This window comes from Rahnella sikkimica (assembly GCF_002951615.1).
Classification (GTDB): domain Bacteria; phylum Pseudomonadota; class Gammaproteobacteria; order Enterobacterales; family Enterobacteriaceae; genus Rahnella; species Rahnella sikkimica.
In genome coordinates this window covers 24,580-50,020 of record NZ_CP019065.1, presented here as the reverse complement: position 1 = coordinate 50,020, position 25,441 = coordinate 24,580, and the positions used below count along the sequence as shown (strand labels likewise).

Annotated in this window: 26 protein-coding genes; 1 reads left to right on the top strand and 25 read right to left on the bottom strand. The window is 55.0% G+C overall.

The features are described 5' to 3' along the window. Positions 1–5 precede the first annotated feature (5 nt). The 24 genes from traP to pilN form a co-directional block, all read right to left on the bottom strand. Entirely contained in the window at positions 6–746 is a 741-nt protein-coding gene (gene traP, locus BV494_RS25310) for a conjugal transfer protein TraP (protein ID WP_104925537.1), read from the bottom strand. Next, positions 739–2,049, bottom strand: coding sequence for a conjugal transfer protein TraO (gene traO / locus BV494_RS25305; protein WP_104925536.1), 1,311 nt, complete (start codon positions 2,047–2,049; stop codon positions 739–741). The genes traP and traO overlap by 8 nt, the downstream gene beginning before the upstream one ends. Before the next feature lie 2 nt (positions 2,050–2,051). Next, on the bottom strand, positions 2,052–3,002 hold the full coding sequence (locus BV494_RS25300) for a DotH/IcmK family type IV secretion protein (RefSeq protein ID WP_104925535.1): 951 nt from the start codon (positions 3,000–3,002) through the stop codon (positions 2,052–2,054). 10 nt (positions 3,003–3,012) lie between these two features. Further along, on the bottom strand, positions 3,013–3,705 hold the full coding sequence (locus tag BV494_RS25295) for a DotI/IcmL/TraM family protein (RefSeq protein ID WP_104925534.1): 693 nt from the start codon (positions 3,703–3,705) through the stop codon (positions 3,013–3,015). A 9-nt stretch (positions 3,706–3,714) separates the two neighbouring features. Further along, entirely contained in the window at positions 3,715–4,065 is a 351-nt protein-coding gene (locus tag BV494_RS25290) for a conjugal transfer protein (RefSeq protein WP_104925533.1), read from the bottom strand. Positions 4,066–4,090: 25 nt separating this feature from the next. After that, a complete protein-coding gene (locus BV494_RS25285) occupies positions 4,091–8,980 on the bottom strand; it encodes an LPD7 domain-containing protein (protein ID WP_104925532.1) in 4,890 nt (1,629 codons plus the stop codon). A gap of 32 nt (positions 8,981–9,012) precedes the next feature. Further along, positions 9,013–9,300 (bottom strand): conjugal transfer protein, encoded by a 288-nt coding sequence (locus BV494_RS25280; protein WP_104925531.1) that lies wholly within the window; start codon positions 9,298–9,300, stop codon positions 9,013–9,015. Beyond that, the gene (gene traJ / locus BV494_RS25275; RefSeq protein WP_104925530.1) at positions 9,297–10,466 is read right to left on the bottom strand and encodes a plasmid transfer ATPase TraJ; all 1,170 of its coding nucleotides are present in this window, start codon (positions 10,464–10,466) and stop codon (positions 9,297–9,299) included. The genes BV494_RS25280 and traJ overlap by 4 nt, the downstream gene beginning before the upstream one ends. Next, a complete protein-coding gene (locus BV494_RS25270) occupies positions 10,466–11,290 on the bottom strand; it encodes a type IV secretory system conjugative DNA transfer family protein (protein WP_104925529.1) in 825 nt (274 codons plus the stop codon). Before BV494_RS25270 ends, traJ begins: the two co-directional genes overlap by 1 nt. Beyond that, positions 11,287–11,757 carry a DotD/TraH family lipoprotein gene (locus BV494_RS25265; protein ID WP_104925528.1) on the bottom strand — a complete coding sequence of 157 codons (471 nt, stop codon included), beginning with the start codon at positions 11,755–11,757 and terminating at the stop codon, positions 11,287–11,289. Before BV494_RS25265 ends, BV494_RS25270 begins: the two co-directional genes overlap by 4 nt. A gap of 62 nt (positions 11,758–11,819) precedes the next feature. Continuing rightward, positions 11,820–12,290 (bottom strand): lytic transglycosylase domain-containing protein, encoded by a 471-nt coding sequence (locus BV494_RS25260; RefSeq protein WP_104925527.1) that lies wholly within the window; start codon positions 12,288–12,290, stop codon positions 11,820–11,822. A 117-nt stretch (positions 12,291–12,407) separates the two neighbouring features. Next, entirely contained in the window at positions 12,408–12,812 is a 405-nt protein-coding gene (locus BV494_RS25255) for a hypothetical protein (protein ID WP_104925526.1), read from the bottom strand. Between the two features lie 194 nt (positions 12,813–13,006). Further along, positions 13,007–13,507 carry a hypothetical protein gene (locus BV494_RS25250; protein ID WP_104925525.1) on the bottom strand — a complete coding sequence of 167 codons (501 nt, stop codon included), beginning with the start codon at positions 13,505–13,507 and terminating at the stop codon, positions 13,007–13,009. 45 nt (positions 13,508–13,552) lie between these two features. Further along, a complete protein-coding gene (locus BV494_RS25245; RefSeq protein ID WP_501207392.1) occupies positions 13,553–14,023 on the bottom strand; it encodes a lytic transglycosylase domain-containing protein in 471 nt (156 codons plus the stop codon). Then, positions 14,020–14,634, bottom strand: a complete 615-nt coding sequence (locus BV494_RS25240; protein WP_104925524.1) for a prepilin peptidase — start codon at positions 14,632–14,634, stop codon at positions 14,020–14,022. Before BV494_RS25240 ends, BV494_RS25245 begins: the two co-directional genes overlap by 4 nt. 2 nt (positions 14,635–14,636) lie before the next feature. After that, the gene (gene pilM / locus BV494_RS25235) at positions 14,637–15,065 is read right to left on the bottom strand and encodes a type IV pilus biogenesis protein PilM (RefSeq protein WP_104925523.1); all 429 of its coding nucleotides are present in this window, start codon (positions 15,063–15,065) and stop codon (positions 14,637–14,639) included. 311 nt (positions 15,066–15,376) lie between these two features. Then, a complete protein-coding gene (pilV, locus tag BV494_RS25230) occupies positions 15,377–16,663 on the bottom strand; it encodes a shufflon system plasmid conjugative transfer pilus tip adhesin PilV (protein WP_104925522.1) in 1,287 nt (428 codons plus the stop codon). A 3-nt stretch (positions 16,664–16,666) separates the two neighbouring features. Next, positions 16,667–17,608, bottom strand: coding sequence for an ATPase, T2SS/T4P/T4SS family (locus BV494_RS25225; RefSeq protein ID WP_104925521.1), 942 nt, complete (start codon positions 17,606–17,608; stop codon positions 16,667–16,669). Positions 17,609–17,666: 58 nt separating this feature from the next. After that, on the bottom strand, positions 17,667–18,170 hold the full coding sequence (locus BV494_RS25220) for a type 4 pilus major pilin (protein WP_104925520.1): 504 nt from the start codon (positions 18,168–18,170) through the stop codon (positions 17,667–17,669). Between the two features lie 116 nt (positions 18,171–18,286). Next, entirely contained in the window at positions 18,287–19,354 is a 1,068-nt protein-coding gene (locus BV494_RS25215) for a type II secretion system F family protein (protein ID WP_104925519.1), read from the bottom strand. After that, a complete protein-coding gene (locus tag BV494_RS25210; RefSeq protein ID WP_104925518.1) occupies positions 19,351–20,862 on the bottom strand; it encodes a GspE/PulE family protein in 1,512 nt (503 codons plus the stop codon). Before BV494_RS25210 ends, BV494_RS25215 begins: the two co-directional genes overlap by 4 nt. A 9-nt stretch (positions 20,863–20,871) precedes the next feature. Further along, complete coding sequence (pilP, locus tag BV494_RS25205; RefSeq protein ID WP_104925517.1) at positions 20,872–21,303, bottom strand: type IV pilus biogenesis protein PilP; 432 nt, start codon at positions 21,301–21,303, stop codon at positions 20,872–20,874. Next, complete coding sequence (gene pilO2, locus BV494_RS25200; protein ID WP_104925516.1) at positions 21,290–22,645, bottom strand: type 4b pilus protein PilO2; 1,356 nt, start codon at positions 22,643–22,645, stop codon at positions 21,290–21,292. The genes pilP and pilO2 overlap by 14 nt, the downstream gene beginning before the upstream one ends. A gap of 5 nt (positions 22,646–22,650) precedes the next feature. Next, the gene (pilN, locus tag BV494_RS25195) at positions 22,651–24,366 is read right to left on the bottom strand and encodes a PilN family type IVB pilus formation outer membrane protein (protein ID WP_104925515.1); all 1,716 of its coding nucleotides are present in this window, start codon (positions 24,364–24,366) and stop codon (positions 22,651–22,653) included. 135 nt (positions 24,367–24,501) lie between these two features. On the opposite strand from pilN, the gene BV494_RS25190 reads away from it, so the two are divergent. Next, on the top strand, positions 24,502–25,050 hold the full coding sequence (locus BV494_RS25190; RefSeq protein WP_104925514.1) for a hypothetical protein: 549 nt from the start codon (positions 24,502–24,504) through the stop codon (positions 25,048–25,050). On the opposite strand, the gene BV494_RS25185 is transcribed toward BV494_RS25190, so the two are convergent. Next, the gene (locus BV494_RS25185) at positions 25,028–25,441 is read right to left on the bottom strand and encodes a hypothetical protein (RefSeq protein ID WP_104925513.1); all 414 of its coding nucleotides are present in this window, start codon (positions 25,439–25,441) and stop codon (positions 25,028–25,030) included. The genes BV494_RS25190 and BV494_RS25185 overlap by 23 nt on opposite strands.

The following is a 25,441-nucleotide window of genomic DNA, read 5'->3' as shown; positions in this document are numbered from 1 at the left end:
CCTCCTTAGTGCAGCACGCCGCTGCTGGTGATCACTTCTCGGTTGCCCGCGTTGACATCAACAATCGTGACCCCGCCGAGGCGCTGCCCCGGCTGCACAGCCCAGGTGCGGCCCTGCCAGCTCACCCAGGCCATGCCGTCCTGCACGCTCTCAAGCTGCATCCCAGACAGCGCGGAGCGCCGCGCCGTATGCCGCACGGCTTTATCATCCTTCGCAACGGGTGATGACTGCCGGGCTTCGAGAACGGTCAGCTTGTTGGCCATGGCGGCATTTTCAGCTCTGCTCTGGGTCAGCTGCTTTTGCAGGTCGGCCAGCGCAACGCTCTGTGCGCGCACGGTATCGGACAATCGTGAAATCGCCTCGCGGTTGGCGGCCTCATAATCACGCCCCTCGCGGATCATCTTGACGACTTCCTCCGGGACGCTGCTCCCCAGGGTCACATCGCGGGCGATAGTAGTGGCTGGAACGTTCAGTCCGCCTGTCTGCACCACAGTGGCCTGTGCAGGCTGAACGGCGTGAAAACCGGCTGGTTGCCCAAAAGCCAGCTGACCAGCATCAGATACGGGCGACGCCGGCCAGAACAGGTACCAACCGGCCCCCGCCAGCGCAATAACGATACCGGCCAGCCAGGGCAGGGACAGCCCCATGATAAGTGGTCTGGTCAGAAGGCTTTGCTTTATCCGGGATGGCGGTGGCGGTGCAATCGGCACGGGGGTCTCTGCCGGTAAGCTCTCAAATTCACTCATTGGCACCTTCTTTTTGCTGTGCGGCGCGAATACGCGCCTGGGTTTCCGTTCGCAGCTGTGCGGCAGACGGGCTTGGATTAGACGAACCGCCCGTGAATGCCACAGCGCTATTGGCGGTCGATGAAGCACCCTGCGGCGCCTCCGCATCGGTGCTGTAGACACCGCGCATAAACTGAATGGCGACCACCTGACCGTTATTGACCGTCACCGTGCGATCAGGCAACCGGGCCGCATCGCTGGTCAATACCTGTGCCGCCTGGCCTGCAGTATCGCCGACGATAACGCCGGCCACCGCCGAGGCGTCCGGCGTAGACGGCCGCGTCGTCACGGTATTAAAGCCGTTGCTCAGCAGCTGCGTATTGGATTGTGCATATAAATCTCCTGTCCCCCCAATGCCCTTCAGGATGGACGGCAGGATGATGCGCCGGAAATAGTGATGCTCTACGTCGGTGGAAACGTTAGCGACCAGCGTGTCGTCCTGCAGCGCATAGGCATCAATTTTGTAGTTCTGACCGGCGAAAGCCATGGTTGTAAAGTGGATGATGACGCCATCCCCGGAGAGCTTCGCGCCGTCTGAGGCTTTAAGCACGGCGCCCGCATAAGGACCGGTTGTAAATCGGCCCAGCACAGGTGTTGCCCCGTTGTCAGAGTTCACGCCGGTGTAAATTTCCCCCGGCCCCCGCCAATAGGGTGCAACGACTTCAACCGGCGGCTGACCGCTGAGCACATCCTGCCGGCGACGGTCGGCGGCTAGCTGTACGTCACTTCCTGGTAGTGAGTCACGCCAGGCAGACCACCCCCCATCCTTACCCCCCAGTACCTGAGCTTCCGGCAGGTCTGCAGCCGTAGGGGCTTTCTGCATCCTGACCAGCAATCCAGCGAGGGCTTTCTGCCTCGCTTCATTCAGCGCTTTTTCCTGTTCCTGCGTACGCCCTGTGGTTTGTTGACCCGAAGCAGGACGCGGAACCGGCGTCGCAGACCGTGAAGATGCCGTCGCCTGTGGCACAATCACATCTTGCTGCAGCGGAATACTGGCAATGAAGCTGCCATTTTGTGCCGCTGCACTTTGTGCGCCCCGTGCATTGTTTTCGCGCAGCAGTTCCCGGTAAGCCGGCGACTCCTGTGCGCTGCTCTGCGCCGTACCGGCGACCCGATTGAGATCAACCCGTGAGGCGGCCTCGGGAGGTTTGGCATACCAGCTCCACAATGCGTATCCCCCGCCACCGGCGGCGATAACAGCGGCACCTATCAGGCTCATCATCAGCATGATGTTGCGGCCGCCGGAATTTTGTTGGTCACTCATAGTCACTCCAGAGCAATGCTGAGGGCTTCGGTGTGCCCGTCAACGGAGAACGCGACGCGCGGCGTGACAGGCAGTTTCCACAGATGCGTGCCGTCCGCAGATGACAGCGTGGTGTCGAATTCATCACGGATGTCCGCACGCGAGCGGATATACAGGTCGTCGCCCTGCTGCCACACGGCGGTATCAGGCACATCGCCGGTGGTTTTCAGTCGCTTTGCGCCCTGCGGGGGCACTCCGTCCAGAAATGCCTGCAATACATCATCATGCAGTCCAATCCGTGACGGTGGCGGTGCATCAGCAGCCGCACCCGGCCCGCGGCGCGGAATACGCAAATCCAATCGCGCATCAACCACCCAGGTTTTCTTCGCCGTATCCGGCTCACCGCTCATTACACTGAGTGTGATAGGCACCGCCAGCCCGTCGAGACCCAGCGTGACGCTGGTACTCACAAAGTCCCGCTTCGCAATAATCGTCATAGCTGACGCCCCAGGCGTCCACTTCACGTCAATATCTGGCGAGCCGCTGATCGGTTGAGCGAGAATTTTCCAGGGTGCCCCCGTGCTGTCGATAAAGCTGACCGTAGCCGGCCAGTTCACCGCATTACGTACCAGCGGCAGACTGGCCCCCGGTGCCAGGCTCACGGTCTGCGCACTGATGCGCGGCACCGCCGTGACGCCCGGCGTGGCCATGGCCCTCTCCTGCTCGGACTGTAATTGACGCAAGCGGCGGATTTCTTCGGCGGACAACGGTGCCACCGAGGCCTCTGCCTGGTCATACTGCGCCGAGGTTGGGGGTGGCAACGCGTCTCCCGGTTGCGGCCCTCTGCTTGCCGCCGTCTGCGCGGTGCCTGCGGAGGCCGCCGTTTGCCCGGCAGCAGGTGTGGGTGGCGAGTCAGCCGCCACGGCGCTGCCAGAAAGGGCGAACCACAGCGGCAGATAACGTAACGTTCTCATGTTTAAGTCCTTATCCCGCGTTGTTGGTGATGGTCTGTGTCACTTCGAGGCCCTGCGGCTTGAAGCGGACGTCAGCCTGTTGGATGCGCAACGTAAAGATGTAGCGCAGCGGCGGACTGTTAGAATTTTGCCCTTGCAGACGTAACGTCACGGGATATTGGAATTCCCAGGCGTAGCGCCCGTTGATGACACCACGGCTCGTAATGACGCCGGGTTCGGTCGACGTCGTCAGGTTCATTCGCTTATCGCGTACCGCAGCCAGTACGTTGGAACTGGTCAGCGCCTGGTTGTAGCCCACGAACCCTTCTTCAGAGAAACGCGGAGAAACGGCAGTCATCTGATTGCGGTAATGCACAAAATCGAGGGTGAAGCCGTCACGGATGGTATCTGCACCGAACTGTGAGACGTCGCTTTCACTCCAGGCCGGCTGGTCCAGCGGGTAGGCCTGCGTAAGTCGGCCCTGTTCGGTGGCAAAGTATTTGGTGGGTGGGTGGTACACCATCCAGATGAGCACCGCGGCGACCATGGCCAGCACAACATTCGCGCTGCCGCTCCAGATCAGCGCCGACAGGCAGCGGTGCGCGAAGGCCGCACCGAGTGCCCGCTCATGCTGCGCCGTCAGCGCAGGCGCATAGGCCTGCGCATCGGGAATAGCATCAGGGGCCTGTGCCGCCGCCGGGGCTTGTGTTTCAGGGGAATGCATACGGGCTCCTTACTGACCGAATGACTGCCAGGGATCGATATTGTCCGGCAGGTTGCTGTTGATTTTGTCCGTCATCGCACTGCAGACCTTTTCCGACGCCTGATTCATGATGTCCTGCAGGCTGGGCAGATTTGGCAGGCTGATGGAGATATTGCGGATGCCCGACAGGCAGTTTTGCAGCTGATCTGAGGTCTGACTTTCCCGTGCTGACCAGGCATCGCTGGCTTTTTTCGCCGCGTTATAGCCGGCATCACTGCCGGTCTGTGCGGCGCTACCGGCGCGGCATGTAGCCGCGATGCCGGTGAGCGGGACACAAAAGAGAACCGCTGCAAGCGCAGCGGTCAGGGTGTGTTTTTTCATGTAAAGCTCCCGGAAGGGTCAAGAATTAAACCGGACGCGGCGGCGTAACCGGCGCCGCCTGAGGTGCCGCCGCCGGCCACTCCTTTGGGAAAGCCGCCTCAGCTTTGTAACGCTCATCAAAACCGAGGCGGGCGTGCAGTGCGGGTGACATATCTGACGGGGCTTCCAGTTTGGCAATCCGCCGTTGTTCATCCCCTTGTAAATGCACAACAAGGTTTTCCCGTGGAACAGGATTGCCGTTTGCGCGATTGATGCCATTCCCGCTACCAATCGGCACTGCACCGTCTGGCGTGAGCACATTGAATACCATCGGCGGCGCCTCTTTATTGCCTGACAGACTCACCAGCACGTGCTGATACTCGCCTTCACGGCGCACCACGCCCTGCAGGTAATGACCGTCGCCCTGGACCAGATAGAGGTCAACCGAACCGTCTTCTGCCCACGATGACATCACGGGCGCACCGGCTTTATCGTTAATCTCAGGTCGGGGGGCGGAGAGCGCATCGCCCGGGTTCTGACTCCCCTGCCCGTCAGGTCGCAGCCAGTACAGGCCGTCTGCCGGCACCGGTGGAGCGGGCATGTCCAGCCCCAGGCGGGTGACTACAGCGTGCTGAACCTGTGTAAAGCGTGCAGCATCAAACGCGGCCATTGTCACCAGTTGGTCGTTGCCGGTCTGCACCCGATCCCCGCCGACCGGCGTCAGGGACCACTGGTTACGGTGGGTGTCGACCGAGTCATAGCGCATCACTACGCCGTTCTGATCCTTTTTGGGGACCTTGACGGTGACGGGCTGTTTCCCATGCCATTGCAGCGTGACCATGCGTCCGGGTTCCAGTCGGGTTTCACGCAAAAGTCCGGCCAGCTCCTTGCCCCAAAATGTCTGGGATCCTTCTTTACTGCGCAAGGTAATAAAGGTGCTTTCGGACTCGCCGGCCTCGAAACGGAACGGCGCCTGCCCGCAGGCAGTGACCTTGCCAGTAACCGGCTCGCGGGCTTTTTCAGCTGGGGTATGCACGGACGGTTTAATGGTGGAAGTTTCTTTTTCAGGCGGCGTCTCCGGCACTGTCGACGCATTACCTCGTGACGCTGTCACTGGTTCAGTACGGGTTGCCACAGCGGGTTCTGTTGGTGGGGCTGTCGGCGCTGATGCCCGGTCTGACTGGGGGTTTATCGGTGCGGGCCCTGGGTCAGTCCCGGCAACCGCATCGGCGGGGGCGTCGGGTTGCCCGGTTGCGCGGCGCGCGGCGGTCAGTTCAGCCTGCTGGGAGGCCACTTTCATCGTGACGTCCAAATTGTGTGCCACGATGAGGCTGATGGCATAAGACTTAAAGGCATCACTCCCCGTCAGCTCGATGCGCCCGTGATAGTACTGGGCGGCCGTCAGGAGCGCCGCCAGCACTTTCTCTTCGTGATGACTGGCTCCCTCCGCCATCACCAGGCGATTGCCGTAATCGGTAAAGGCATGCTCACCGTCGAGCTTAAAGAGCACACTTTTACCATCAGGATGCAGTTCATCCGTCATGCGGCTCAGCAGCTTATCCAGGTCGATGCGCCTGAGCGCTTCTGGCACCGGCTCATCCGACGGTGTCATGCGGCGCGGTCCGGTCAGAATGGCATCTTTTTCTCCAGGCACAGAGGCAGCAGGGGCAACGGTCTCACTGTCAAACTTCTGCTCCATCTTCGCTTCCAGCTGCTTTTCAAGCGCGATGCAAACTTCGTCTGGGTAGATCCCCGCGTCAGACTCATCTGAGCTCATCCCTATCCCAGTGTGAGCTTTGCGTTCGATCACAAGCTTGGAAAACTGCGTAGCGAATTGTTCAGCGTTCAATGTATCGGCATTACTGAGCAACGTTCGCATACGTAGCTCAACGTCAGAAAATTCGTCTGTGAACTCACTTTTTCTACCACCATCACGAGGCGGATACGGCATCTCGATATCGCGCACCCGATCATCGAGGAATGCTTCGGTCTGATTTACCGCCTCGCCTGCTGTCTGGGCAGGTTCACTTTCAGCCCTTTCTGCCTGCGCCGTATTAAGAGGAGAGATTGCCTCTTCGGCTCCTGTATTCATCGTCGCCGGCTGAGGTGCAACAGAGGTTTCAGCGCCCGGTGAGACGGGTAAGCTTTCTGCTGAAATCGGTAAATCAGACGTCGCCGTATCCGGTACCGCCGGTGACTCCAGCGTTTGCAGCAGACGATGTGTCTGACTCACGCCGAGGTTCAGCTCTGCGGCAATCTGAACCAGAGAACGGCCCTGCTGAGACAATGCCTGCACCTGCGACGCCAAATCCTGTGCATTTGTCGCGGGTAATTCAGCCGCAGCAGCAGGTGCAGCGGATAATGTTGTTTCTGACACCGCTTGCTGTCTGGCAAAGTCCGTATCGTGACGGGCCTGCGCAGCCATCTGCTCCAGAGTAGCCCCGGCATAGGTCGGGGCATCAACCACCTCTCCTGATGCATCCAGCGCCTCGCGCAGCTCGCCCTGAATCACCGGCGGCGCAACGACCGACTCAGGGGCAGACGTCGCGTCAGCTGCAGCTGATTCTGGTTTAACCGGGTCAGCAACAGGTTTATGGTGAGGATTAATGTTGATAACAGCGCTATCAATCAGGTGACCCAGCGTTGCAGAACTATTATCGTGATTCAGGCCAAGGCTTCTTATTGCTTCCGCATACAGCCGGTTTAACGGGGTAATAGTTGTTTTTCTGTCAGGGGTGCTATCAATAGTTTCAACCAAAGTATGCGTAAGCAGAGCGGTCAGCCTTTCTGCTTCTTCTGGCTTATTCTGAGCCTTTGCCAGACTGACCAGTTCTGAACGGATGGCATCATAATGAATTGAAACATCCGGTTTTTCCTGCAGGATATCTGACAGTTTTGAGGCGTCCTGAACGGCATTACCTAACGCCTTATCAATGTATTGCGTCATTTCGGTTCTTATAGTCCCTACTGCAGAACGCAACCGAAGGTTATCAATCAGATCTGTGTTGATAATGGCTATATAACTATTGTCTTTCAGGGCATCGATCCCTGCCTCATTAAGAATACGCATACCTTCGGGGCTGCTGGCGTGCATAAAAAATGTCGCATCTATTTTCTCGCAGTCGGCCAGTGAATCTCCGATCCCCAACCGTGAAGTATCCCCTTTCTCTATACGTTGCTGATCAAACGTTTTACCGGCTTCTCTGATTCGCTCACGCAATGCGTCCGTCAGTGATGAACTGTCCCAGCGATCTAAAATAATCGAGTGAGAAGGTATTTCTAATTCATAAACGTGATAGTCCGGATGATTTATTTCCTCCATCGCATAGTGCAAGCCTATAACAGATGTATCTGTATAAAATCCCCGCCCCATAAAGTTCTGACCTGACCCTATTTTTTCAGCGTCAATGGCACTAAAGGTGGCAGGTGAGCCATGGTACAGGGTGATAGTTTCACGCTCAGTCGCAGGGGGCGCAGCGGGTAAATCGTTACCCCCGCCGGCTGGCATGTCTGCCGCTGCCGGTTCTGGCACTGCGGCTTCAGGCTGCTGCGCCTTCAGAATGCGGTAAACGCTGGTCTGGCCGATGCCTAGCTGCTCCGCAATCTGCGCGGGCTTCAGCCCTTCATCGCGTAACTTCAGTATTTCGTACGTTTTTTCTTTAGCCGTACCGGGCCGGCGGGGCGGAGTGGAGTCCACTGCGGCATCCGGGGTCGCGGCGGCAAGATTATCCGGCGCAGGCTGAGCGTCATCAGGTGTGGCCATGGAGGTATCCTTATCGTTGAGCTGCTCAAGAGCCTGAGCAATAGCGGGAAGCAGCGTCTCACGCAGGCGGTCAACTCCGCGGAACACGTGCAGGTCATTGAAGTCGGTATAGCCGCGCTCGATTTCAGCGGCTGTCAGGTCCGGCAACAGTACGATGCCGCCAGTGACAGCCGCCGCGCGTTCGGCAGAAAGCACACCCTTGTTTATTTCTTTTGCGTGGTCGACATCGGCCATAAACAGGTGCGGACTGTCGGGGTAGCTCGCCTTAAGCACGCCGGCCACCGCCAGCATGTTGCCAGCGTCGATGGTCATCACGACCGGGCGGTCGGTGACCATCGACAGGCTACGCGCCGTAGCGTAGCCCTCTGCGTAAAGGATGGGGTCGCCGTTACGCAGCGCCCCGCCCACCACCAGGTAGTGCCCGACTTTGGGCGCATCCTTAAACAGGTATTTATCGCCTTCAGGCGGAATGTACTGGAGGGTCTGAAAGGCCCCGTATACGTCATAAAAAGGGACTACCAGGGCACCGTTGCGGGTTTGCCGCAGGTCATCCGTGGGTGTAATGGCTTTTCGCTGAAGATAAGGATGCGCGGGGTCTGCAGGTGGCAAACGGTCATACAGCGCGTGGGCTTTCGCGGTTTGTGTCGCATAGGTCGCCGCTCTTTCCCGCGCCGCGTCGTCCTGAGATTGCTGCATAACCGCACGGATATGCAGCCGTACGTGCGGATCCGCTTCTCCGCCGCTGGCCTTCCAGTTGGTCACGCTCTTTTCGGTTTCTGCACGGTGATAGTTGATGAACCAGCCGGCAGGTCGTCCGTCAAGAAATCCCCGGTAGACGCCACTCTGTTTGCCGGATTTATCTTCCAACGTGGCCACGCGGTGACGTTTGCCATCCATCACCGGCAACCCCTTAAGGATCAGGCCTTCCGAGGTCATCGCATCATAAAATTCGGATGCTGGATCTCCGCCTCCGCTTCGAAGTGTGCGGTCAGGCAGCCAGGGTTTGATACGTTCGGGGTCTGCGCCGGGGCGGGCATACCATAACTGCTCTTCTTTACTCCAGATAATGGCGTTGAGGCCATCGGCCAGTTTGCCGCCTGCAGTGACGGCCGTCTGGCGTTCATCATGGGGGATGGCCAGCCAGATGCGCATTTCAGGTTCAGGGTGTTCCATAAGGCCTCCTGAAAACTCAGATTATGAAAAGGCTATTCGCCGTCGGTGAATCGCCGATACCACCAGGGACGCCCGCTCAGGCTTTTCCCGCGGGCCAGACGCATCAGGCGTGAAATGAGTGCGCCCACCGACCAGCCGAACATCTGCAGAATGCGGAATACAGCGATAGCACCGCTGACAACATAGAGGGTGTCCATTGAAGGGAAGCGGAACCAAAAGAGATAGAGGAGAAAGAGCCAACCAGGTACGCCGTAGACATTCAAACTGAGGCCTGCGTAGCGCCAATAACCGGGCGGCCAGTGCTGTTTATTGTCATTCATGCGATGCTCTCTGCCTCAAGTTCGCGACGCTGACGGGGAGACATCACCACTGCCAGCTCGGCGGCATCAATACGCCCCTGCTGATAGAGCAACCAGGCCTGATCAACAATGCGGCGCTTTTCAAGGCGGATGAGGCTGTTGACGTGCTTACCCCACTGCGACCAGGGCATTTCACCCAATTTTTCGCGCAGATGATCGTCAATGATGATGTACTCACGCACGGCCGTGCGCTTGCCATCTGTCGTGCGCAAAAGCGTCTGCACCACCACGTACTGCAGTACGCCCAGCAGTGCCCAGGCCATAGCTTCACGACTCTCATGCGCAAACTCATTGATCAGGCGCGCAAATACCTCACCCGGGGAATCAATGTGAGTCGTCGATAAACACAGGTGACCGAGCTGGCCAGCACGAATACCGGCATCGATAGTTTCACGGTCGCGCATTTCACCCACACCGATAACCGACGGCGCGCGCCGAAGGTCGGCGCGGATCCCCGTGGCAAAGTCCGGAATGTCCTTACCAATCTGCGACTGCAGCGCCGGCAAAATATCTCCCGGACGCCCGAGGATAAACTCGATGGGGTCTTCTTTCGTGGTGACTTTTCTGTCCGGGTAATGGTCCATGCAATAACGGTAAGTGGAGGCCAGCGCCGTGCTTTTTCCCGAACCGGTAATGCCGCCCCACAGGGCGAGCCCCTTAGCCGGCAGAATGTGCTCCATCAGTTCAGCGGGGAGTTCCATCTCCTCCAGCGGAGGAATGACCGAAGGAATAACGCGCAACGTCCAGCCGATGGTACTGTCCTGACGTCCGGCTGTGCCCTGTAGCAGGTTCACGCGAAAACGGATGCGCTCACCTCGCTCGAGTCCGTAGCGTCCGTCCGCGTTGCCGTCGAGCTGTAGTGCCCTGTCTACCGAAACACCCCCGCGCACCATCGGGCGCAGTTCGGGCGTAAACACATCGTCCATCAGTTTGGCCAGCGTATCGTCAGCCACCGCAAACGGGCTAGCGCGCACCAGTCTCCCATGGCGGCCGATGACAAAGTGATTATCACCCTGCAGGTGAATATCGCTGGACTGCTGACGGGCACACCAGACCATAAAACTGCGCAGCGTCTCAGGGGTAAGCCCGCCGTCAAAGGCGTAGGGCGCAAAGGTTTTTTCAGGCATTAGCGTTTCTCCGTATTGATGACCGGTTTCCACTTAGACCGGTCGGTGATAAACCCTGCACGGCTTTCAAGACGACGTTCGCGATCGCCGGTGGTGAGCTTGTTGCTGTCACCCGTGACGGTTTGCTGACGGTCAGTGACCACCGGCGCGGTAATGAGGTTCTGGCGACGCAGCAGGACGTACTGCAGCATGCCGTTGTAATCGCGGGTCAGACGGTTGACGTTCGCTTCAAGCGTGTCATCAGCACTCTGACGCCCCTCAGCCCATCCCGCTGTCAGCGCCGCCTGCCAGATATCGCGCTGAACTCCGTTTTCCGGTACCAACGAGCCTTCAGGGCCATCAGGCCGCGCCGTACTCAGCCCTGCCATCAGCCAGGTACGCCATGTCGGCGGGTTACTGACAAAACGCTCCGGCTGAATGATTTCGTAGACATGACTGGCTGTTCGGATCTGATCTGACGTCACGTGTGCGACGTCAACCGCTTCCGTAATGACCGGCGGCAACCAGCCGCGTGAGCTGATGAGTGGGCGGAAGTCATAGGTGGCATCGAGTCGGGAAGCCCGTGACTCCAGGTCACGCTTTAACTCCCAGGCTCGCTGCGCCTTTCCCCCGCGAAAACCCAGGGTGCGGGCGGCATCGGTGAGCATTTCGCGACGGTTATCGGAGACGTCGGCGGTATCGCGTTTCTGTGGCGAAAGATAGGCGTCCGGGCCGGGCGGCGGTGCCCCATCCGGCCCCACTGGCCCCGACGGTTTGGTCAGGTGAAATCCCGCACACCCCGTGAGCAGTGCAGGTAAAAAGAGGACGCAAAACCAGGATTTCATCGTCTGCCTCCGCGTCGCTCTGAGATTGTTGGCATAAACGCCAGCACCATCTGGCCGGGGTATTGCGTGAAGGTTGCTCGCCAGACCGTCTGCATTTCAATGATGCGCAGCAGGTTCGAGTAAGTAACACCCTGAACATCAATGTCGACCGGAAGTGGCAGACGCACGCCTGCATAGCTGAAGGCCTGACCACGCGCTCGGGCAAGCGCAGTAAGCAACTCGACGGCATCACCGTGCCAGGACAGCGTGACCCGGTCACTGTCTGCGCGAATAGTGGTCACCGGCAGCGGTGTATCGGCTGACATGTCACCCTCCAGCCACAGGCGCTGCTGCTGGAGTACTACCCCGGTTGACGTCGGTGAGGTCGACGCAACAGGCGTCGGCGGTACGGTATTACCGTTAGACACTGCCTGACATCCAGACAGCAAAACGGCCGCCAGGCACGCGACGGGAATGAAGATTTTCATGATGTCTCCGGGAAATAGTCAGAATTCTTAGGAAATGAGGCAGAAGGGGTTCTTGCGTTCTTTTAGCGGCTCGCCAGCCACAGGGTGTAAACCTTTCGGGCGTAAATCATGCGGCGGGCCTGATTGCTGTCGGCAAAACCGGCGTTATAACTGCCGAGGCACTGCCAGGTGAGCCCGCATACCTGCAGGTGCCGTGCGAGGATCCAGGCACCGGTCTGCACATTCAGACAGGGCTGCGTCAGTAAGTCGTTTTCACTGCGGATAACGCCCATCGCCTTCAACTGCGGGATGTGCGTTGAGTTAATTTGCATCAGTCCGTAATCCCGACTGGTGATGCGTCCTTGCCTGTCACGGTTATACCCCGTCGCAGCAGGGTTCATTCCGCTCTCAACCTCGGCGATAGCTCTAAGCAGTTGGGGTGCAACGTGATAGCGCATCCCCGCCTCGTTAAAGCAGAATGCCTGCGCATTTAATGAGAAAAACATCAGGCCGGTGAGCATTGTTGTTAACGCGCAAGACAAAAAAAATCGCATAAAGAATATCTCCGGCGCAGAAACTTTCGGTCTCATGGCAAGTTCGTTTATGTGCATGGGTATTTGAAGAAATGATTTAAAAATTCAGGAGTAAATAAAAAATGAAAGGATAAATACTCAATAACCCACCGCTTTTATAATCGCGATTTTCATATCTAAGTTAGATTTACATCGTAGCCTTTCGTTTTCACCCGTGCTCTCCGCTTTACCAACACAAGCCATATATTGATATCCAGCAGACGCCATTGACATTTGATAAATTATCTTGTCTGATTTTTTATTTTGGCACTCAAACGACGATATAAAGTAGTCATCTATTTTCATCCTATTTTTCACCACTTCATTCATCAAACCTTTATTCTCATCACGACACTGCTTAACGATGAACGCTGTGAGCATAGGTCTGAGATCACCATCGCCACCCGTAGTGAAATTATAATGATAAGTGAAGCCTAACAAACCCAAACATGCAGACCAGCCAAACAAAAATATAACGGTAAATATGCATAACCGCTTAACCATTTACAATTCCTTTAAAGTGAATTAATTAATGCGATGCTTAATTTAAAAACAAGGTCATCAACATAAAAACAAGACTAAAAGTCAGTAGCATAAAAATTAAAACTTCAACAAACCCAAATAAGTAAATCGGTTTATTTTTTCTACTGAGTTGAGATTCATGTTTGAAATTGTATTTCATCGCCGTTCCTCGAGTTTCAGTGATAGAAGTGGTAGAACGCTATCGCTAGCGTCAACGAGACAAAAATAATGAGCCCAATCGATAACGACGATACATATGGCAGGTCAGTGATGATGATTTCCCGTGCGCCGCTCTTACGAATAGAGGACATCATTCTTTCTAAATCTTGTTTCTGTGCCTGCTTTAGGCGCAGAAACTCTTTATAGCGGGGTTCGCCAGTAAGGTGGCAATAGCTTTTCCTGTAGTGATGGAGGTGAGCGGCTTCAAGCCATAGAATGATGTTACTCAGCAGAGCCTTCTGGTGCGCACTATAGCGGCTGACGAGCCGCCCGCCTTGCAGTCGGTGAAAGAAATCCAACAGGTCAGCAATTTCACCTGGAAAGAAAAAATCCCGGGTTTCATCTAACATTGCCATGCTCAGGAGAATATCTTCCTGAAATCGCTGCGGGCAAATCTCCATCACATCGAGCATTACCCTCCTGAACTGCTTCGCTTCTTGTTTATGGTCATATTGCATTGTCATTCCTTAAATTACCTGTAATTACCATCATAAGACGACCTGTCAGCCAGCACCGGTGAGTTCAAGATAACGGTCATAAACCTTTCTGGCGTACTTCATTCTGAAGGGCTCATTAGCCTCTTTAAATCCAGCGTTATAAGCACCGACAGACGTCCAGTTCACGCCGTTCTGCGCAATGTTCTTTGCCAGTATCCAGGCCCCAACGTGGATGTTTTGGCATGGGTTTTTCAGCAACATCTCACGGGTTATCCCCATCGGTTTCAACACTGGAAACCAGGAGGAATTAATCTGCATCATCCCGACATCTTCACTGAGAACCCTGCCGTTTCTTTTGTTCAGTCCGATGGCCTGAGGATTAAGACCGCTTTCCACCTCGGCAATGGCCTGCAACAGCCGCCAATCCACACCGAACTTCACACCGGCCTCTCGGAAACACAACGCAGTTCCTGGCGGAGGTAGCCTCTTAAATGTGGCCCCTGACGCAGCTCCGGTCAGGAAAAACAGGAAGATCACCAGCCGCCACACAGGAAGCCCCCCATAAAGACCGGATAAAGAACGGTAATAAAAGGCACATCGCGCAAATATTTACCGGCGAGCATTGCCAGGGTAAGGCTGATTGACAGGCAAATTGCGGCCGAGTTTGGTGTAAGCCAAACACCCAAAGCAGGCAATACATAGAGGTCACCGAACGCCAGTGCCGGAGGCTGACCGCGGAGTGTGGCAATAAAGTTCAACGTCAGAACTGGGATGAGCATGGTGGCCGCCCCAGCCAGAGCAGGCAATGCATCTGGCTCCTGGGGCAACACGGTACAAAGTGCGGACCATGAAAGCGAAAATATCAACACGTCGGGCACCCATTGCGTGACGCAGTCTATGTATGCCGCGCTGCCAAGTAGCAGGACAAAGAGCGAAAAAAGGGGACTGTGGGTAATCAACCAGGCGGGCAACACGCCGCCGCTCAGCAGAATGACCGCCAGAAGGGGGCGTGTGCGCGCCGTATTCTGCCTTTTTTCAGTCTCCTCGCACGAACGAAAAGCAGAATCCTTTGCGCTTTCATAAAGCCTTGGGAGATTGAAGGCGAGGAACAAGGCAAAAATCACGACAAAAGGCACTATCAGCATCATCGTTATCTCACGTAAACAACATATCCGGCAGGGATAAAAGAGGGCCGGGGAACCACACCAGCGGGTGTGCGAATACCTGTCGCATCCGAAAGCCCAATATGCGCACTGTTTTCGGTATCCTGCAGGAGTTGCGAGAGAACACCTGGCGATGAAGGCATAAATATGTACCCCACCCCACCGCTTACACGGACAACAATTTGGCTGCTTCTCGGTTGCCAAACAGGCAGCGTTATCGTTGCAGTCATGTCACCGTCAGCGGGTGTTCCGGAGAGGTATCGGTCGTTGAGCGCCTCGGCATAATTGAGAAACAGACTGGAAAGCTGTTGCTGTGTGACGACGGCAATAGTCTCTTTCTGTATGTTGATCACGACAGAAAGCAGAATGCTGACCGCAGCCAAAAAAAACGCAGTAAAGAAGAGAGAGGCTTTCATTTCTCACCTGTAGGACCTAAAGGTAGAGGTGCTGAACCAGAATACGGGCCAAAGAAATCCTGCACCGGGACGTGTTCCCAGCGCATACGGATTGAACGCTATCGGGTGGAGACTGTCGTTATAAAGGTTTTATGAGACCCCACCGACTGTCATTGACAAGAACCGCACCGGGAGGGGGAGACGTCGTTCTGCACAGGCAACCTGTGCCTGTAAATGCTAGCTTCAAGATTGTGACGAATACGAATCCCTCATATGGCTGTTCACCTGGTACTTTTACCGTTGTGGGCTACCGGTAGGGCCCGAATTAATGCTCAGTTTTGGCCACAAATGGCATACGCGTAAGTCGTCGCATCAGGGCATGCCACGCCCCACCCGTTCCCCGACGGGGCACTCCACTTTAATCTGTTATCTGAACCGGCATCGCACGAACCGCCTCCCCCAAGCAGGATTTCATTATCCGCGCATGACGCACTGGCCACGGTTTTTGCACTTCCTGTTCGCACGATTGTTTTACTTATTCCTGAAGATTTCCACGTGCCTGATTGGCAGGAAAGTATGCCGCCAGACGCGTCGCGGCTTACTGCGCCCCAGGTATCACAATAAGCACCTGCGGTATTGACCTGCCCAAGTTTCATAACACCGCCCAGTACCAGGTCATTATTGCCCCGAAGCGTACCCGCTGCCGTCACATCATTATTGGCCGTAATATTCCCTGCCGCATTTATGCTGCTGTTAGAGGTAATGTTGCCGTTTGCCGTAATATTCCCTGCCGCATTTATGCTGCTGTTTGAGGTAATATTGCCGTTTGCCGTGATCCACCCATTTGACTGAACACTTTGCTGCGCCGTCAGACGGGCTGTATTCACATCCCCGGACGCATTCAGCGTCTGGCCATTGACCGTCTGTGAGAAATTGCCGTTGTTGGCGTTCACGTTGTTTGCGCTGTTTATGTCATTGCCGCCCATATCCAGTGCGGTGCCCATGGTGTTAAGTTCGGGATGCCCGGCCACGCTATGACGATAGAGATAGTCGTTTACCAACGCTCCGTTGGAGTAAAAACCAGCAATAACTACGCTGCCATCACCGGGGTTGTAGCCACCAAAGGCCGACAGATTTTCCTGCCAGCTGCCCAGCGCACCTTTAGCAACGCCGCTCTGAATGTATCCGCCGGCGGCACCGATATAATTTGCCAGTTTACGGGCCTGACTTAGCGTCAACGTTGAACCACCGGACATAAACGTCATCGCGTGGAATTTGTTTGCTGTAGGCTGAAAAATCAGTGTCCGGTACGTCGCGGTATAAGTATTCGTAGATGAAAAACCCGACGGCAAATACCCCGCCGTCACCAGCATAGGAACTGTTAGGGTAAACGCACTCGACGAACTGCTACCAGCTGCGATCGCCGCCTGTTGGTCCGCAATGTAGCGGTTAACCGCTTTCTGCACCGTATTCGCCTGTCCGGCAGCCGCGTTCATCCGATACTCTTCAGCTGCCCATTGGCTTAGCGGGATCAACAAAACAACAAGGATGACGGACACAATGGTTAACCCGGAAATGGCGTCGGTAGTTTGCGCGATCCCCCGTTTCAGTGTTTTCACGGTTTAGTCCTTAAAGTCATAAGTAATAGAGGAAAACTGGTCGGCCAATGACTGAAAATTCCCCGCTGCAATTTTTGCCTTTATAGTGCCCGCTATGGAGGTGTTGCGCAGGTTAAATCCCGTAATATCAACATTACGCTGATTGTTCGTTGTGTTAATCCGCATCGTCTGGTGTGCAACAACAAAGAGTGTGCTCGCTATGTTCGATTTGGCTGTCGGGCTGATTTCCTCACAGAACATCGCGTAACGCTCCAGCGCTTCGATAACCGATGAAGCATGAATGGTTGACACCACGAACATACTCAGCGACGCCTTCAGCACCTCATGTGCCGTGGCACCATCGCGGATTTCACCGAGCAGAAAGGCTGCTGCCCCCATCCGGTACGCTTTACGCGTTGCACTGGCGTAGCCCTCGTTTTCCCTGACCTCAAGCTGTATACACCGCCCTTTCCCGTGTCGTCCCTGGAGCATAGTTTCCGGCGGGTCCTCAATAGCAACTCCCAGTTGGCCGGTGAGGGCAATCCGATGCCGGAGTACCGAGGCCGCTGTGGTGGTTTTGCCAGAGCCCATTTCCCCGGCAATCAGAAAAAGTCCGGCAGCCCTAGGCAGCTCAACGGAACGGCGCAGGGAGGTACTGAGCGGAACGTCGGCAAACGCGCGAATGTCCGTCGGCGTCTGACGAAGCACCAAACTCACCCGGTTGAAAAGATCATGCGAGACGGTGACACGGTACAGGCGAGAGTCATAAAAACAGGAAAATTCACTGCGCCCCGTTTCAACATGTCGCGCAATGCAAAGCTCATGCAACTGTTTAGCATCATCGGTCAGATTGTCGGGGACGGGCACCAAAAGCCCGGCACCCCCGACAAGTCCTTTGATTTCGGCGTAATCTTCGCCGAGATAGAGATCGATAAAGTCCGACTCCCGGAGCGTTGTGAATGTCATAAGTTTTTCCAGAGACAGCGAGGACCGCTGTAAAAAATTACAGCGGTGAGGGGTAAGGTTAGGATTTGGTTGTGAATGTCAGAGTATTATTGCCATCCACACACGCAGTAGCAGCATCGGCGGCGGTCACTTCGCCGGTGATGGTGGTGGAATTAATCTGGGTGGATGCCATATCCGCCGTCCCGATACTCTTGGCAACTTTCACGCAGTCGCGCTGGGGCTCTCCATTGTCTACCACGATGAATCCCAGGCCATTTCCGGTGATGGTGATGAGCCCCCCTGATTTGTTATAAATCTTACCGTTCGTGACGTTGTAGTTTCTGGCAATACTCCCACCGGCCACCAGGGCGGGCACATAGTCCGCAGTACCATACCCGTCAGAGTTTCTTAAGTTACGCGTTTCGCTGATGACGGAGGTCAGCAATGTAACTTGGCTAGTGCTGTTCAGTAGGTAGTAAGCGATCGTCACTGCCGCCAGAACCGCACCGATCAGGAGAACCGTGATGCCCAGCGCACTGATGGAATCGGTAATATTGGAGATACCTTTTTTCATGAATTTCATGTCATCTTTCCTTTGTTTCAGACGTAACAAATGAGCGCAGGATTGACCTGCGGGAATATATAAAATCGAGTTGAAGATTTCAGAACACCCAAACAGCGAAGGGGATGGGTAGAGGGCTAATTAAAGAAGAAAGCCTTCTGTAGAAGACTGAACATAATGAGTATCAGTGCGCCAACCAGTGCGGCACACAGTAACAGGCTGCCGATACGCATTCTGTCGCCAGTTATCTCCACATCTGCTACCGTCTTTTCCAGCCAGCTGTCGGCAAAACGTTTCAGCGAACCTTCACTGTTTTTAGTATCAAACAGACTCTGGAGTTTGATAATGGCCCGCTCATCCGGGAAGTCGTAGCCGGTGACGTCCAGCGCTTGCCCGAGGTTCATCTCACCGTCGGGGATTGCTCTTTCCAGGGCATCTAAGCGCTCATACAGCCAGGCCGAACGGGTGGATTCTTTCATGCCACGAATAGCATCCTTCATCGGTATCCCCGCAGAAAACATCGCATTCACGTTCATGATAAATGCCGCCCCGTGTATGCGCCGGTAAATCGACCACGGGGGGAAACGGTCCAGAAAATACCGCAGACGCCCGGTCAGCCGTGGTAATGAAAAGGCCGTCAGCGACACCGAGCCGCCGAGTAAAAGGATAATGGCCCACCAGTATTGTGTTATCGACAGGTAGAAGTAGTACACGCCCGTCTGCAAGCTGTTCCACTGGCTGAGCGGCACGGCCTGCATGATCACCGGGACGAGCATCACACAAAACAATGTCACTACCCCCACGGACAGCATCAGCAGATACCCCGAAATCATCGTCGTGGCTTTGACCACGCGTCCTATCCGCGAAGTACCAGCGGCAATACCCATGGCATTGAGAAAGCCATCTTCTGGATTTCCCGAAATATCACATGACTCTATGATGCTCAACTCCTGGTCGGGGAACCACTCCCGCAGGGCACCGGCGAGGCCAAATCCGGCAGCGAGATTATCGCTACACTCTTGAAGGATTTGCGCCACCGGGTCGCCCGGATTTTTCCCGCGCCGGCTGTAGTTATCAATGAGTTTTTGAAAGGTTTCCTTTGCGGAACGGCCATCGAGCAGGTACTGGCGGAAATCGTCATAAATCTCAATACGGTCCCGCGCATTAAACGTGGCCTGATAGATAAAGCGTGCGATCTTATTCATAACTCACTCCCCATCTTCAGCCTGGCGTCCCGGTCAAGATTACAAATACGACGATGAACCCAAACCGGATCCGCGCGCCCTTCTTTAATCAGCCGGGTCGCATTCGCGCACAGCGTGACGCCCCCTTTCTCCATCCAGTTGAGATAGGCGGTTAGCTTGCCTTTACCGGCATACAACCGCATAAATTCGTTGTCGGTTTCAATGACCTCAAAGACGCCGATTCTGCCCCTGATGCCACTTTGGTCGCAGCAATCACATCCGTCCGGCTCGCGCAGATAAACCCCTTCGCTGCCCGCATAGGTTTCCACCAGGTCGCGCATGTACGGACTGACGCTTTCCCGCCCTACGTGCCAGGGCACCCGGCATTTCGGACACAGCAGCGGCACCAAACGCAAGCCAACCAGGCAGGAGATAATAGTGGGGTCAAACAGCAGATCTAACTCAACACCAAAGTTTCTCAGTCGCTGAAGAATATCCACCGGATTCTGGTTGTGGATGGTCGTTATAACAGAGACACCGGTCAGTATTCCCTCTATTGTGGCAATGGCACTGTCCGCCTCACGGATCTCACCGATGTAAAGCCGGTCTGGATCCATACGGAGCATATTGCGGATGGCTTCACCAAATGTCTGCTTACCTCGGGGTGTCTGGAAAAGCCCCTCTATCGGGGATTCAATCGGGTCTTCAACTGACATGAAGTTTTCACCCGTATCCTCCACCGCCAGGAATTCTGCTGAACACTGGCACACGGTGGATTTACCGTGTCCGGTAGGCCCGCTATAAAACGTGCCGCCCGAGCTAAGCCTCCGGCGAAGTATGTTTTCTTCCGATGGTGTGAGTCCTAACTCATCAAAACTCAGGCTTTTTTTACGCCGGCTGACGAGGCGAATCGCAACGGCCAGCCGCCCCTGCCCGCCCGGACGGCTGGCGAAACGGCAGGTACTTAACCCGTAACTATTCACGAACTCCTCACGCACGCGCGCATCGCAGGGTTCGTTATAGCTGAGCGACGAGTGACTCTGCTGCTCGCTCATGGAATTGAACAGGGTGTTCATCATCCGCGTCCCCCATTCCGCTGACTCGGTGCGCATACGACGCAGATTACCGTCAATACGGTACAACACACTCGTGAACTTGCTCTCAATACGTATGTGTATATCTGAGCCGCGCAGACTGACGGCCTCTTCAATAAGACTGAGATTCAGGTTCTGAAAATCGCTGCTGCCAGCAATAGCCTCATCTTCGGCGCTGAACTGTTGGGAAATTTTTTCGAGTTCTTCGCGGTCGCACCACATCACAGAGGTATCGTGCCCCTGTTTACGCAGCAATTCGCGGATCTCAAAAAACTCCGTGTGTTGGTCAACCTCTTTGAGAACATACAGACACAGCCCCTGCGTCTCGTTCTCCCTTATCAGGCGAATATTCTCCCTGACGTCCGTTGAGAAAACTTTCCCTGATAGCAGTTGCGACAGGGAGAGCAACGTATGTGTACTTTCACTCAGATTCATAATGGCACCTTAATTCAGAGTAAATTCATGGCCATCTGCACTGCGGCGAATAACCACCCCGCGCATCGAAACAGACTTCACCGTAAAGCCGCCCTGAATACTGTCGCCCACTCTGGCCATTGCTGACGAACCATCAGCAAAATTGAGAGTAGCCACTGCCCCCGCCACCTTTTCAAGGACAGGCAGCGTATTTACAGGAACAGGCGGCGTGACAGCGGGGCTTCCGGGGGTAGTCGTAACAGAAGTGACAGGAGCGCTGGGCACCTGCACGGTATCCGCCTGCCCAGCCGCCATTTTTGACCGATTAAAGGCGGTCTGCGCGTCATAAAACACGCGTCCGCTTTGTAAATGGTCAAGGTCCCCCACCGTTTTGACATCCTGATCCGCATGCGCGATGCCACACGTCAGGAGAAACAACACTGCGTATTTAAGGTTTTCCATAAAGTGATCCTGATATTTTATATCGGAGTGAACCATCGGCGCTGTTGACCGCAAGGGTGATACTTGAAAGCCGGATCCCCGTGTAACTGTTACCGGTGAAAATCTGCTGCGGGGGAATGTCCGTTTCTGCGGAAAAGGTGTAAGTCAGCCAGTCCTGTTGTGGCATCTCCTCACCCTGCTTATTCTTTTCTGCTTTCTTTATCGGAACCGCTGAGACGGATAGATCAATATTCAGCGCCTGAAACAACGAAATGAAGTTCATCAGCCGCTCGCCCACTGGCACCATCGGATCATCACCTTCCGGCGATAATGTCTGCGGAAGAGAAAAGGAGGTCAGGCTGCTGTTTTGAAAATTAAACACGGCGGTAACACCAAACAACGTCTTAACTGCCTGAACATATTGAGCTGTCGTTGTTGCCGAGTTCGTTCTGCGCACGGACTGCACGCTGATATCCGAGGGCGTACAAACTACGACAGTCGAGATCCACCCCTTAATGGAAATGGGCACCCGGTCAAGCCCCTCCCGACAATGGGAAATAAAGGTGGTCACCGATGGCTGATCCGTCCAGGGATGACGCAATCCTTCCAATGCGGCCTTATAACGCGCCTGCCGGTTAAGCTCGGCCTGACGGGCAATTTCTTTCAAACTTGCCTGCCGTGCCGCCGCTTCCCGTTCGTTTTCGAAATGCAAATACACCATCAGAGCAATTATGGCTAACACCACAGCGACGCCTGTTGCAACGAGCTGGCCACGCGTCATCCCCCATGTGAGCGGGCGAAGTTTGAAATTTTTGGACAGATTTGACGGCGCGAGCAGTACCCCGAGGTCAAGCGGGGTGGTAACCCATGAGAAAGCCGGGTCACCGTGGACGGGTATCTCCATGTTCCCCTTACTGCCCCGCAGTTGATCCTTCAGGTCGATAATGTATTGCTGGAGGTCAACTTCGGAATAAATACGGTCTGAAAAGGGGTGGATCCCCCCGCGTTCCGTTTTACCCATCATGGTAAACTGCGCATTACCCTGGGAGTCTTTCCCGAGCGCAACAACAGCAATACAGCACCCCTCCAACAAAGAAGCCAATGCGACAGAGAGAGAATATGCACCGCGAAGGCGGAGTCGTGTCTTGGGTGCAAAACCGGCCTGAATACTGTCACTTTGGCGTACAGCAACTAAATCCAGCCCCTGCTCTTTTCCGACGCGCCGGATTTCCTTCATGGGGTTGCGTTGCGCCCGTATCGTCTGCCAGGTAAGACCGACTACAAACCTGCGCTGATGAAATGTCAGGACGTGGATATGGTCAGCCTCCGAGGCAGAGGCGGGCTTTCTGATTTTTGTCTTCATAGGTTTTATCCGACAAAAGGTGTGACGGTAATAACGAAGGACTGCTTTGTTTTTTCGCCGGAACGGCCACCGCCGGTGACCATATTGTCAGGCGACCCCATCCCCTGCTTGCTGGCGTTATCCACATTCTGCTCTAGCCCGCTGATAACAACGGTCTGACCCGGTTTAAGCCAGACACGTTGTGGTACTGAGCGCGAATCGACTTCCGGTGTTTGAATCTGGTTAGCGCCTTGCCCACTTGTATGCATGGCGATAAGGCTCGAAATGTTCAGGAACATGTTCAGCATCATGCGGTTATCACCCGCGAGAATTTTTGGGAAAATGGTGATGTTGGTTCCAGTCGTCACCGAACCCGGTGTTAGTGTGACAGAGGGTACTGTGCTGTTTCCGCTAACATAGGGGGTACTGGTCGTGCTCTTGAGATACGCAATCTGACGCCCAACCACCACCGAGGCTGAGGCCATATTGGTGGTCATTAACGGAATGGTGCGAACATCGGCCACTTTTGTCTGTTTTGATAAGGCGTCGAACAGGAATGAAGAACCGGCAAACTGTTTTGCAGCACCGGTGGCGGTATCAAGCACGGAAAAGCTGAGCGAACCAGCATCGGCTGTGGAGCTGGTCGGTCCGGCAAGATTAATGCCGTACTTGCTAGATAACGTCTGATAGATGACGTTCCAGTTCAGGTCTACCGCGTCGCTGGTATCACTGTTGATACTGTAGATCACCACTTTCAGGTTAACTTGGCGACTGAGTGCTGTGTTCTCTGAAGTTAAGTATTCACCTACACGTTTCACCACCTCTGGTACGTCAGTTACCACCACCGTACCGGTAGTTTTATTAAGATCAAGCCGCCCGACTTTCGGCGTGAGCATGCTTTCCGCCGTGGATTTAAGATCGGCATAAAGGTCGTTACCCATCGCCACGGTTGATTTCAAATTGGTGCCACTTTCGCCAGAAACGCCCCCACTGCCCCCGCCGCCAGCTCCCCCGCCCCCCTGACCGCTGCTGTCTGTACTGCTACTGTTAGTAACACCGCTTATCACAGAGCCGGTCAGGGCGTATTTGGCATCCGAAGGTTCAATGTCGAACCGCGCCGTTTGCAAGTAAAAGAAGGTCACCATGCCATCTTCATATTTCCAGGAGATACCCAGACGGGCAGTCACAATATCCAGCAGCCCTCCAAGATTTCCGCTGTAGCTCACATCCGAGAATTTACGTGAGGACTCCCCCCCGCTGGCCAACGTTGTTGCAACTGGAGCGCCGGTCCCGAACTCTCCCAGAGGGCGCATCTGGCCGCTGGCAGAAAGCGCTGGGGATGGAACCTGGGCCAGGCGTTGTGTCGGTGAACCACTTTCGGTGCCCTGATCGCTGAGAACCGAAACAGCATCCGGCGTAACCCGCGTCCGGATGTGGCAGACCGTTGCAATATCCTGGCTAAATTGCCAGATGTCCTGCGGTGTCTTGGCCCGGTAAGGCATATCGCAGTTCACGACCTCACGGGGAGCATTATACTTTGGGTCAGGTAGCGGTATCGGACTGACGTACTGGTTGTTTTGAAACTGCACCACCGGGCGATTCTCACTCGCCTGGCGGATAAGGTCGGAGGCTTTATCCGCCGTAACACCGGCGGACCGGTTAACGTCATTAATACGTTCAAAAGCGCAGCCTGACAGCAGAACGGTGCCTGTCAGCACAGCCAGAATTGATTTTTTTAGCATGATGTTTCCTGTCGCGAATGACGGTCAGGCACTGCGGCAGACGGCAGCAGGTAATCCCTGACGGATTAATCGATGAAAATGCCCCGGCTTTGCGGGTATGCTTGCCCGGAATAAGAGAAAAATAGAGAGACGGCTATGACGGAAACCTTGCTGACGCTGTACCACGGCACAACGCTGTCCCGCGCAAAGGAAATCACGCGAACGGGAAAAATTCTCGCCCAGGCAGGATCTCTTATGAATGTCTGTGACGCGTTGAAGACAACGCCGGGTTATGTTTACCTGACCGTAAACCCCGCGATGGCAATACATTACGGCAACATGCTTGCTATCCAGCATCAGGAAAGCGCATTCAGTATTTACAGGATGAATTTGAATACGGCTGAACTTGAAACAGACTATGACGAGGTTATGAACAAGTGGAGGCTCAGACCTGGTTCGTTTAACATTGAAAACATAACGGAGTTAAGCAACTCCCTGCCGATTACCCAAAGTTGCCGTATTCCACGTGATCTGCATCTGGGTACTGAGATCACGCACGCGCTGTGCATGCCCACAAATAAATCTTCCGGACGCACACCTGCAATTCACGCGCTGCTACAAATGAAAAGAGCAAAATTCGCCAACGATGCAATATTGCTCGTCGACAATTTGCCATGGGAAATCATTCCGTTGCCTGAGGGGTGAAGAGATAAATTACCCGTTCCCGCCCGGTATACCGTTCATCAAAGAAAAGCGGGGGATAGGGTGGGTAGTTTTCAGGAACCCCGATTTTGACGGTCATCTCCATGAACTCATCGTCGATGACGTCCACCTCAACGATGACCACATTTTCAGCACAAAGTGGGTTTATGAACGGCGTGGTCCACAACCACGTTATCCTGCTCAGATGTAACAGCAGGTAACCCCCGCAATAAGTCCCATGCTTGGACAGGAAAAGGCGCAGCGCGCGCATCAGAGGATTGTCACCGTCCTGTGGTTTGCTGTTGGCCAGCAGTTGCACGACCAGGTCTGAAAACGCTTCGCGCGTTAATTTGCCCTGCACTGTGTGCCCGGCATCATAAATAAATTTTTCCAT

What these genes read in the sequence shown, in the direction of transcription:
- BV494_RS25225 (WP_104925521.1), bottom strand. Translation starts at nt 17,608, where the DNA reads ATGACATTCACAACGCTCCGGGAGTCGGACTTTATCGATCTCTATCTC.
- BV494_RS25210 (WP_104925518.1), bottom strand. Translation starts at nt 20,862, where the DNA reads ATGAATCTGAGTGAAAGTACACATACGTTGCTCTCCCTGTCGCAACTG.
- BV494_RS25295 (WP_104925534.1), bottom strand. Translation starts at nt 3,705, where the DNA reads ATGCATTCCCCTGAAACACAAGCCCCGGCGGCGGCACAGGCCCCTGAT.
- BV494_RS25240 (WP_104925524.1), bottom strand. Translation starts at nt 14,634, where the DNA reads ATGATGCTGATAGTGCCTTTTGTCGTGATTTTTGCCTTGTTCCTCGCC.
- pilP (WP_104925517.1), bottom strand. Translation starts at nt 21,303, where the DNA reads ATGGAAAACCTTAAATACGCAGTGTTGTTTCTCCTGACGTGTGGCATC.
- BV494_RS25285 (WP_104925532.1), bottom strand. Translation starts at nt 8,980, where the DNA reads ATGGAACACCCTGAACCTGAAATGCGCATCTGGCTGGCCATCCCCCAT.
- BV494_RS25265 (WP_104925528.1), bottom strand. Translation starts at nt 11,757, where the DNA reads ATGAAAATCTTCATTCCCGTCGCGTGCCTGGCGGCCGTTTTGCTGTCT.
- BV494_RS25255 (WP_104925526.1), bottom strand. Translation starts at nt 12,812, where the DNA reads ATGGTTAAGCGGTTATGCATATTTACCGTTATATTTTTGTTTGGCTGG.
- BV494_RS25300 (WP_104925535.1), bottom strand. Translation starts at nt 3,002, where the DNA reads ATGAGAACGTTACGTTATCTGCCGCTGTGGTTCGCCCTTTCTGGCAGC.
- BV494_RS25270 (WP_104925529.1), bottom strand. Translation starts at nt 11,290, where the DNA reads ATGAAATCCTGGTTTTGCGTCCTCTTTTTACCTGCACTGCTCACGGGG.
- traP (WP_104925537.1), bottom strand. Translation starts at nt 746, where the DNA reads ATGAGTGAATTTGAGAGCTTACCGGCAGAGACCCCCGTGCCGATTGCA.
- BV494_RS25215 (WP_104925519.1), bottom strand. Translation starts at nt 19,354, where the DNA reads ATGAATAAGATCGCACGCTTTATCTATCAGGCCACGTTTAATGCGCGG.
- pilM (WP_104925523.1), bottom strand. Translation starts at nt 15,065, where the DNA reads ATGAAAGCCTCTCTCTTCTTTACTGCGTTTTTTTTGGCTGCGGTCAGC.
- BV494_RS25260 (WP_104925527.1), bottom strand. Translation starts at nt 12,290, where the DNA reads ATGCGATTTTTTTTGTCTTGCGCGTTAACAACAATGCTCACCGGCCTG.
- BV494_RS25190 (WP_104925514.1), top strand. Translation starts at nt 24,502, where the DNA reads ATGACGGAAACCTTGCTGACGCTGTACCACGGCACAACGCTGTCCCGC.
- BV494_RS25220 (WP_104925520.1), bottom strand. Translation starts at nt 18,170, where the DNA reads ATGAAATTCATGAAAAAAGGTATCTCCAATATTACCGATTCCATCAGT.
- traJ (WP_104925530.1), bottom strand. Translation starts at nt 10,466, where the DNA reads ATGCCTGAAAAAACCTTTGCGCCCTACGCCTTTGACGGCGGGCTTACC.
- pilO2 (WP_104925516.1), bottom strand. Translation starts at nt 22,645, where the DNA reads ATGAAGACAAAAATCAGAAAGCCCGCCTCTGCCTCGGAGGCTGACCAT.
- traO (WP_104925536.1), bottom strand. Translation starts at nt 2,049, where the DNA reads ATGAGTGACCAACAAAATTCCGGCGGCCGCAACATCATGCTGATGATG.
- BV494_RS25280 (WP_104925531.1), bottom strand. Translation starts at nt 9,300, where the DNA reads ATGAATGACAATAAACAGCACTGGCCGCCCGGTTATTGGCGCTACGCA.
- pilN (WP_104925515.1), bottom strand. Translation starts at nt 24,366, where the DNA reads ATGCTAAAAAAATCAATTCTGGCTGTGCTGACAGGCACCGTTCTGCTG.
- BV494_RS25290 (WP_104925533.1), bottom strand. Translation starts at nt 4,065, where the DNA reads ATGAAAAAACACACCCTGACCGCTGCGCTTGCAGCGGTTCTCTTTTGT.
- BV494_RS25250 (WP_104925525.1), bottom strand. Translation starts at nt 13,507, where the DNA reads ATGCAATATGACCATAAACAAGAAGCGAAGCAGTTCAGGAGGGTAATG.
- BV494_RS25185 (WP_104925513.1), bottom strand. Translation starts at nt 25,441, where the DNA reads ATGGAAAAATTTATTTATGATGCCGGGCACACAGTGCAGGGCAAATTA.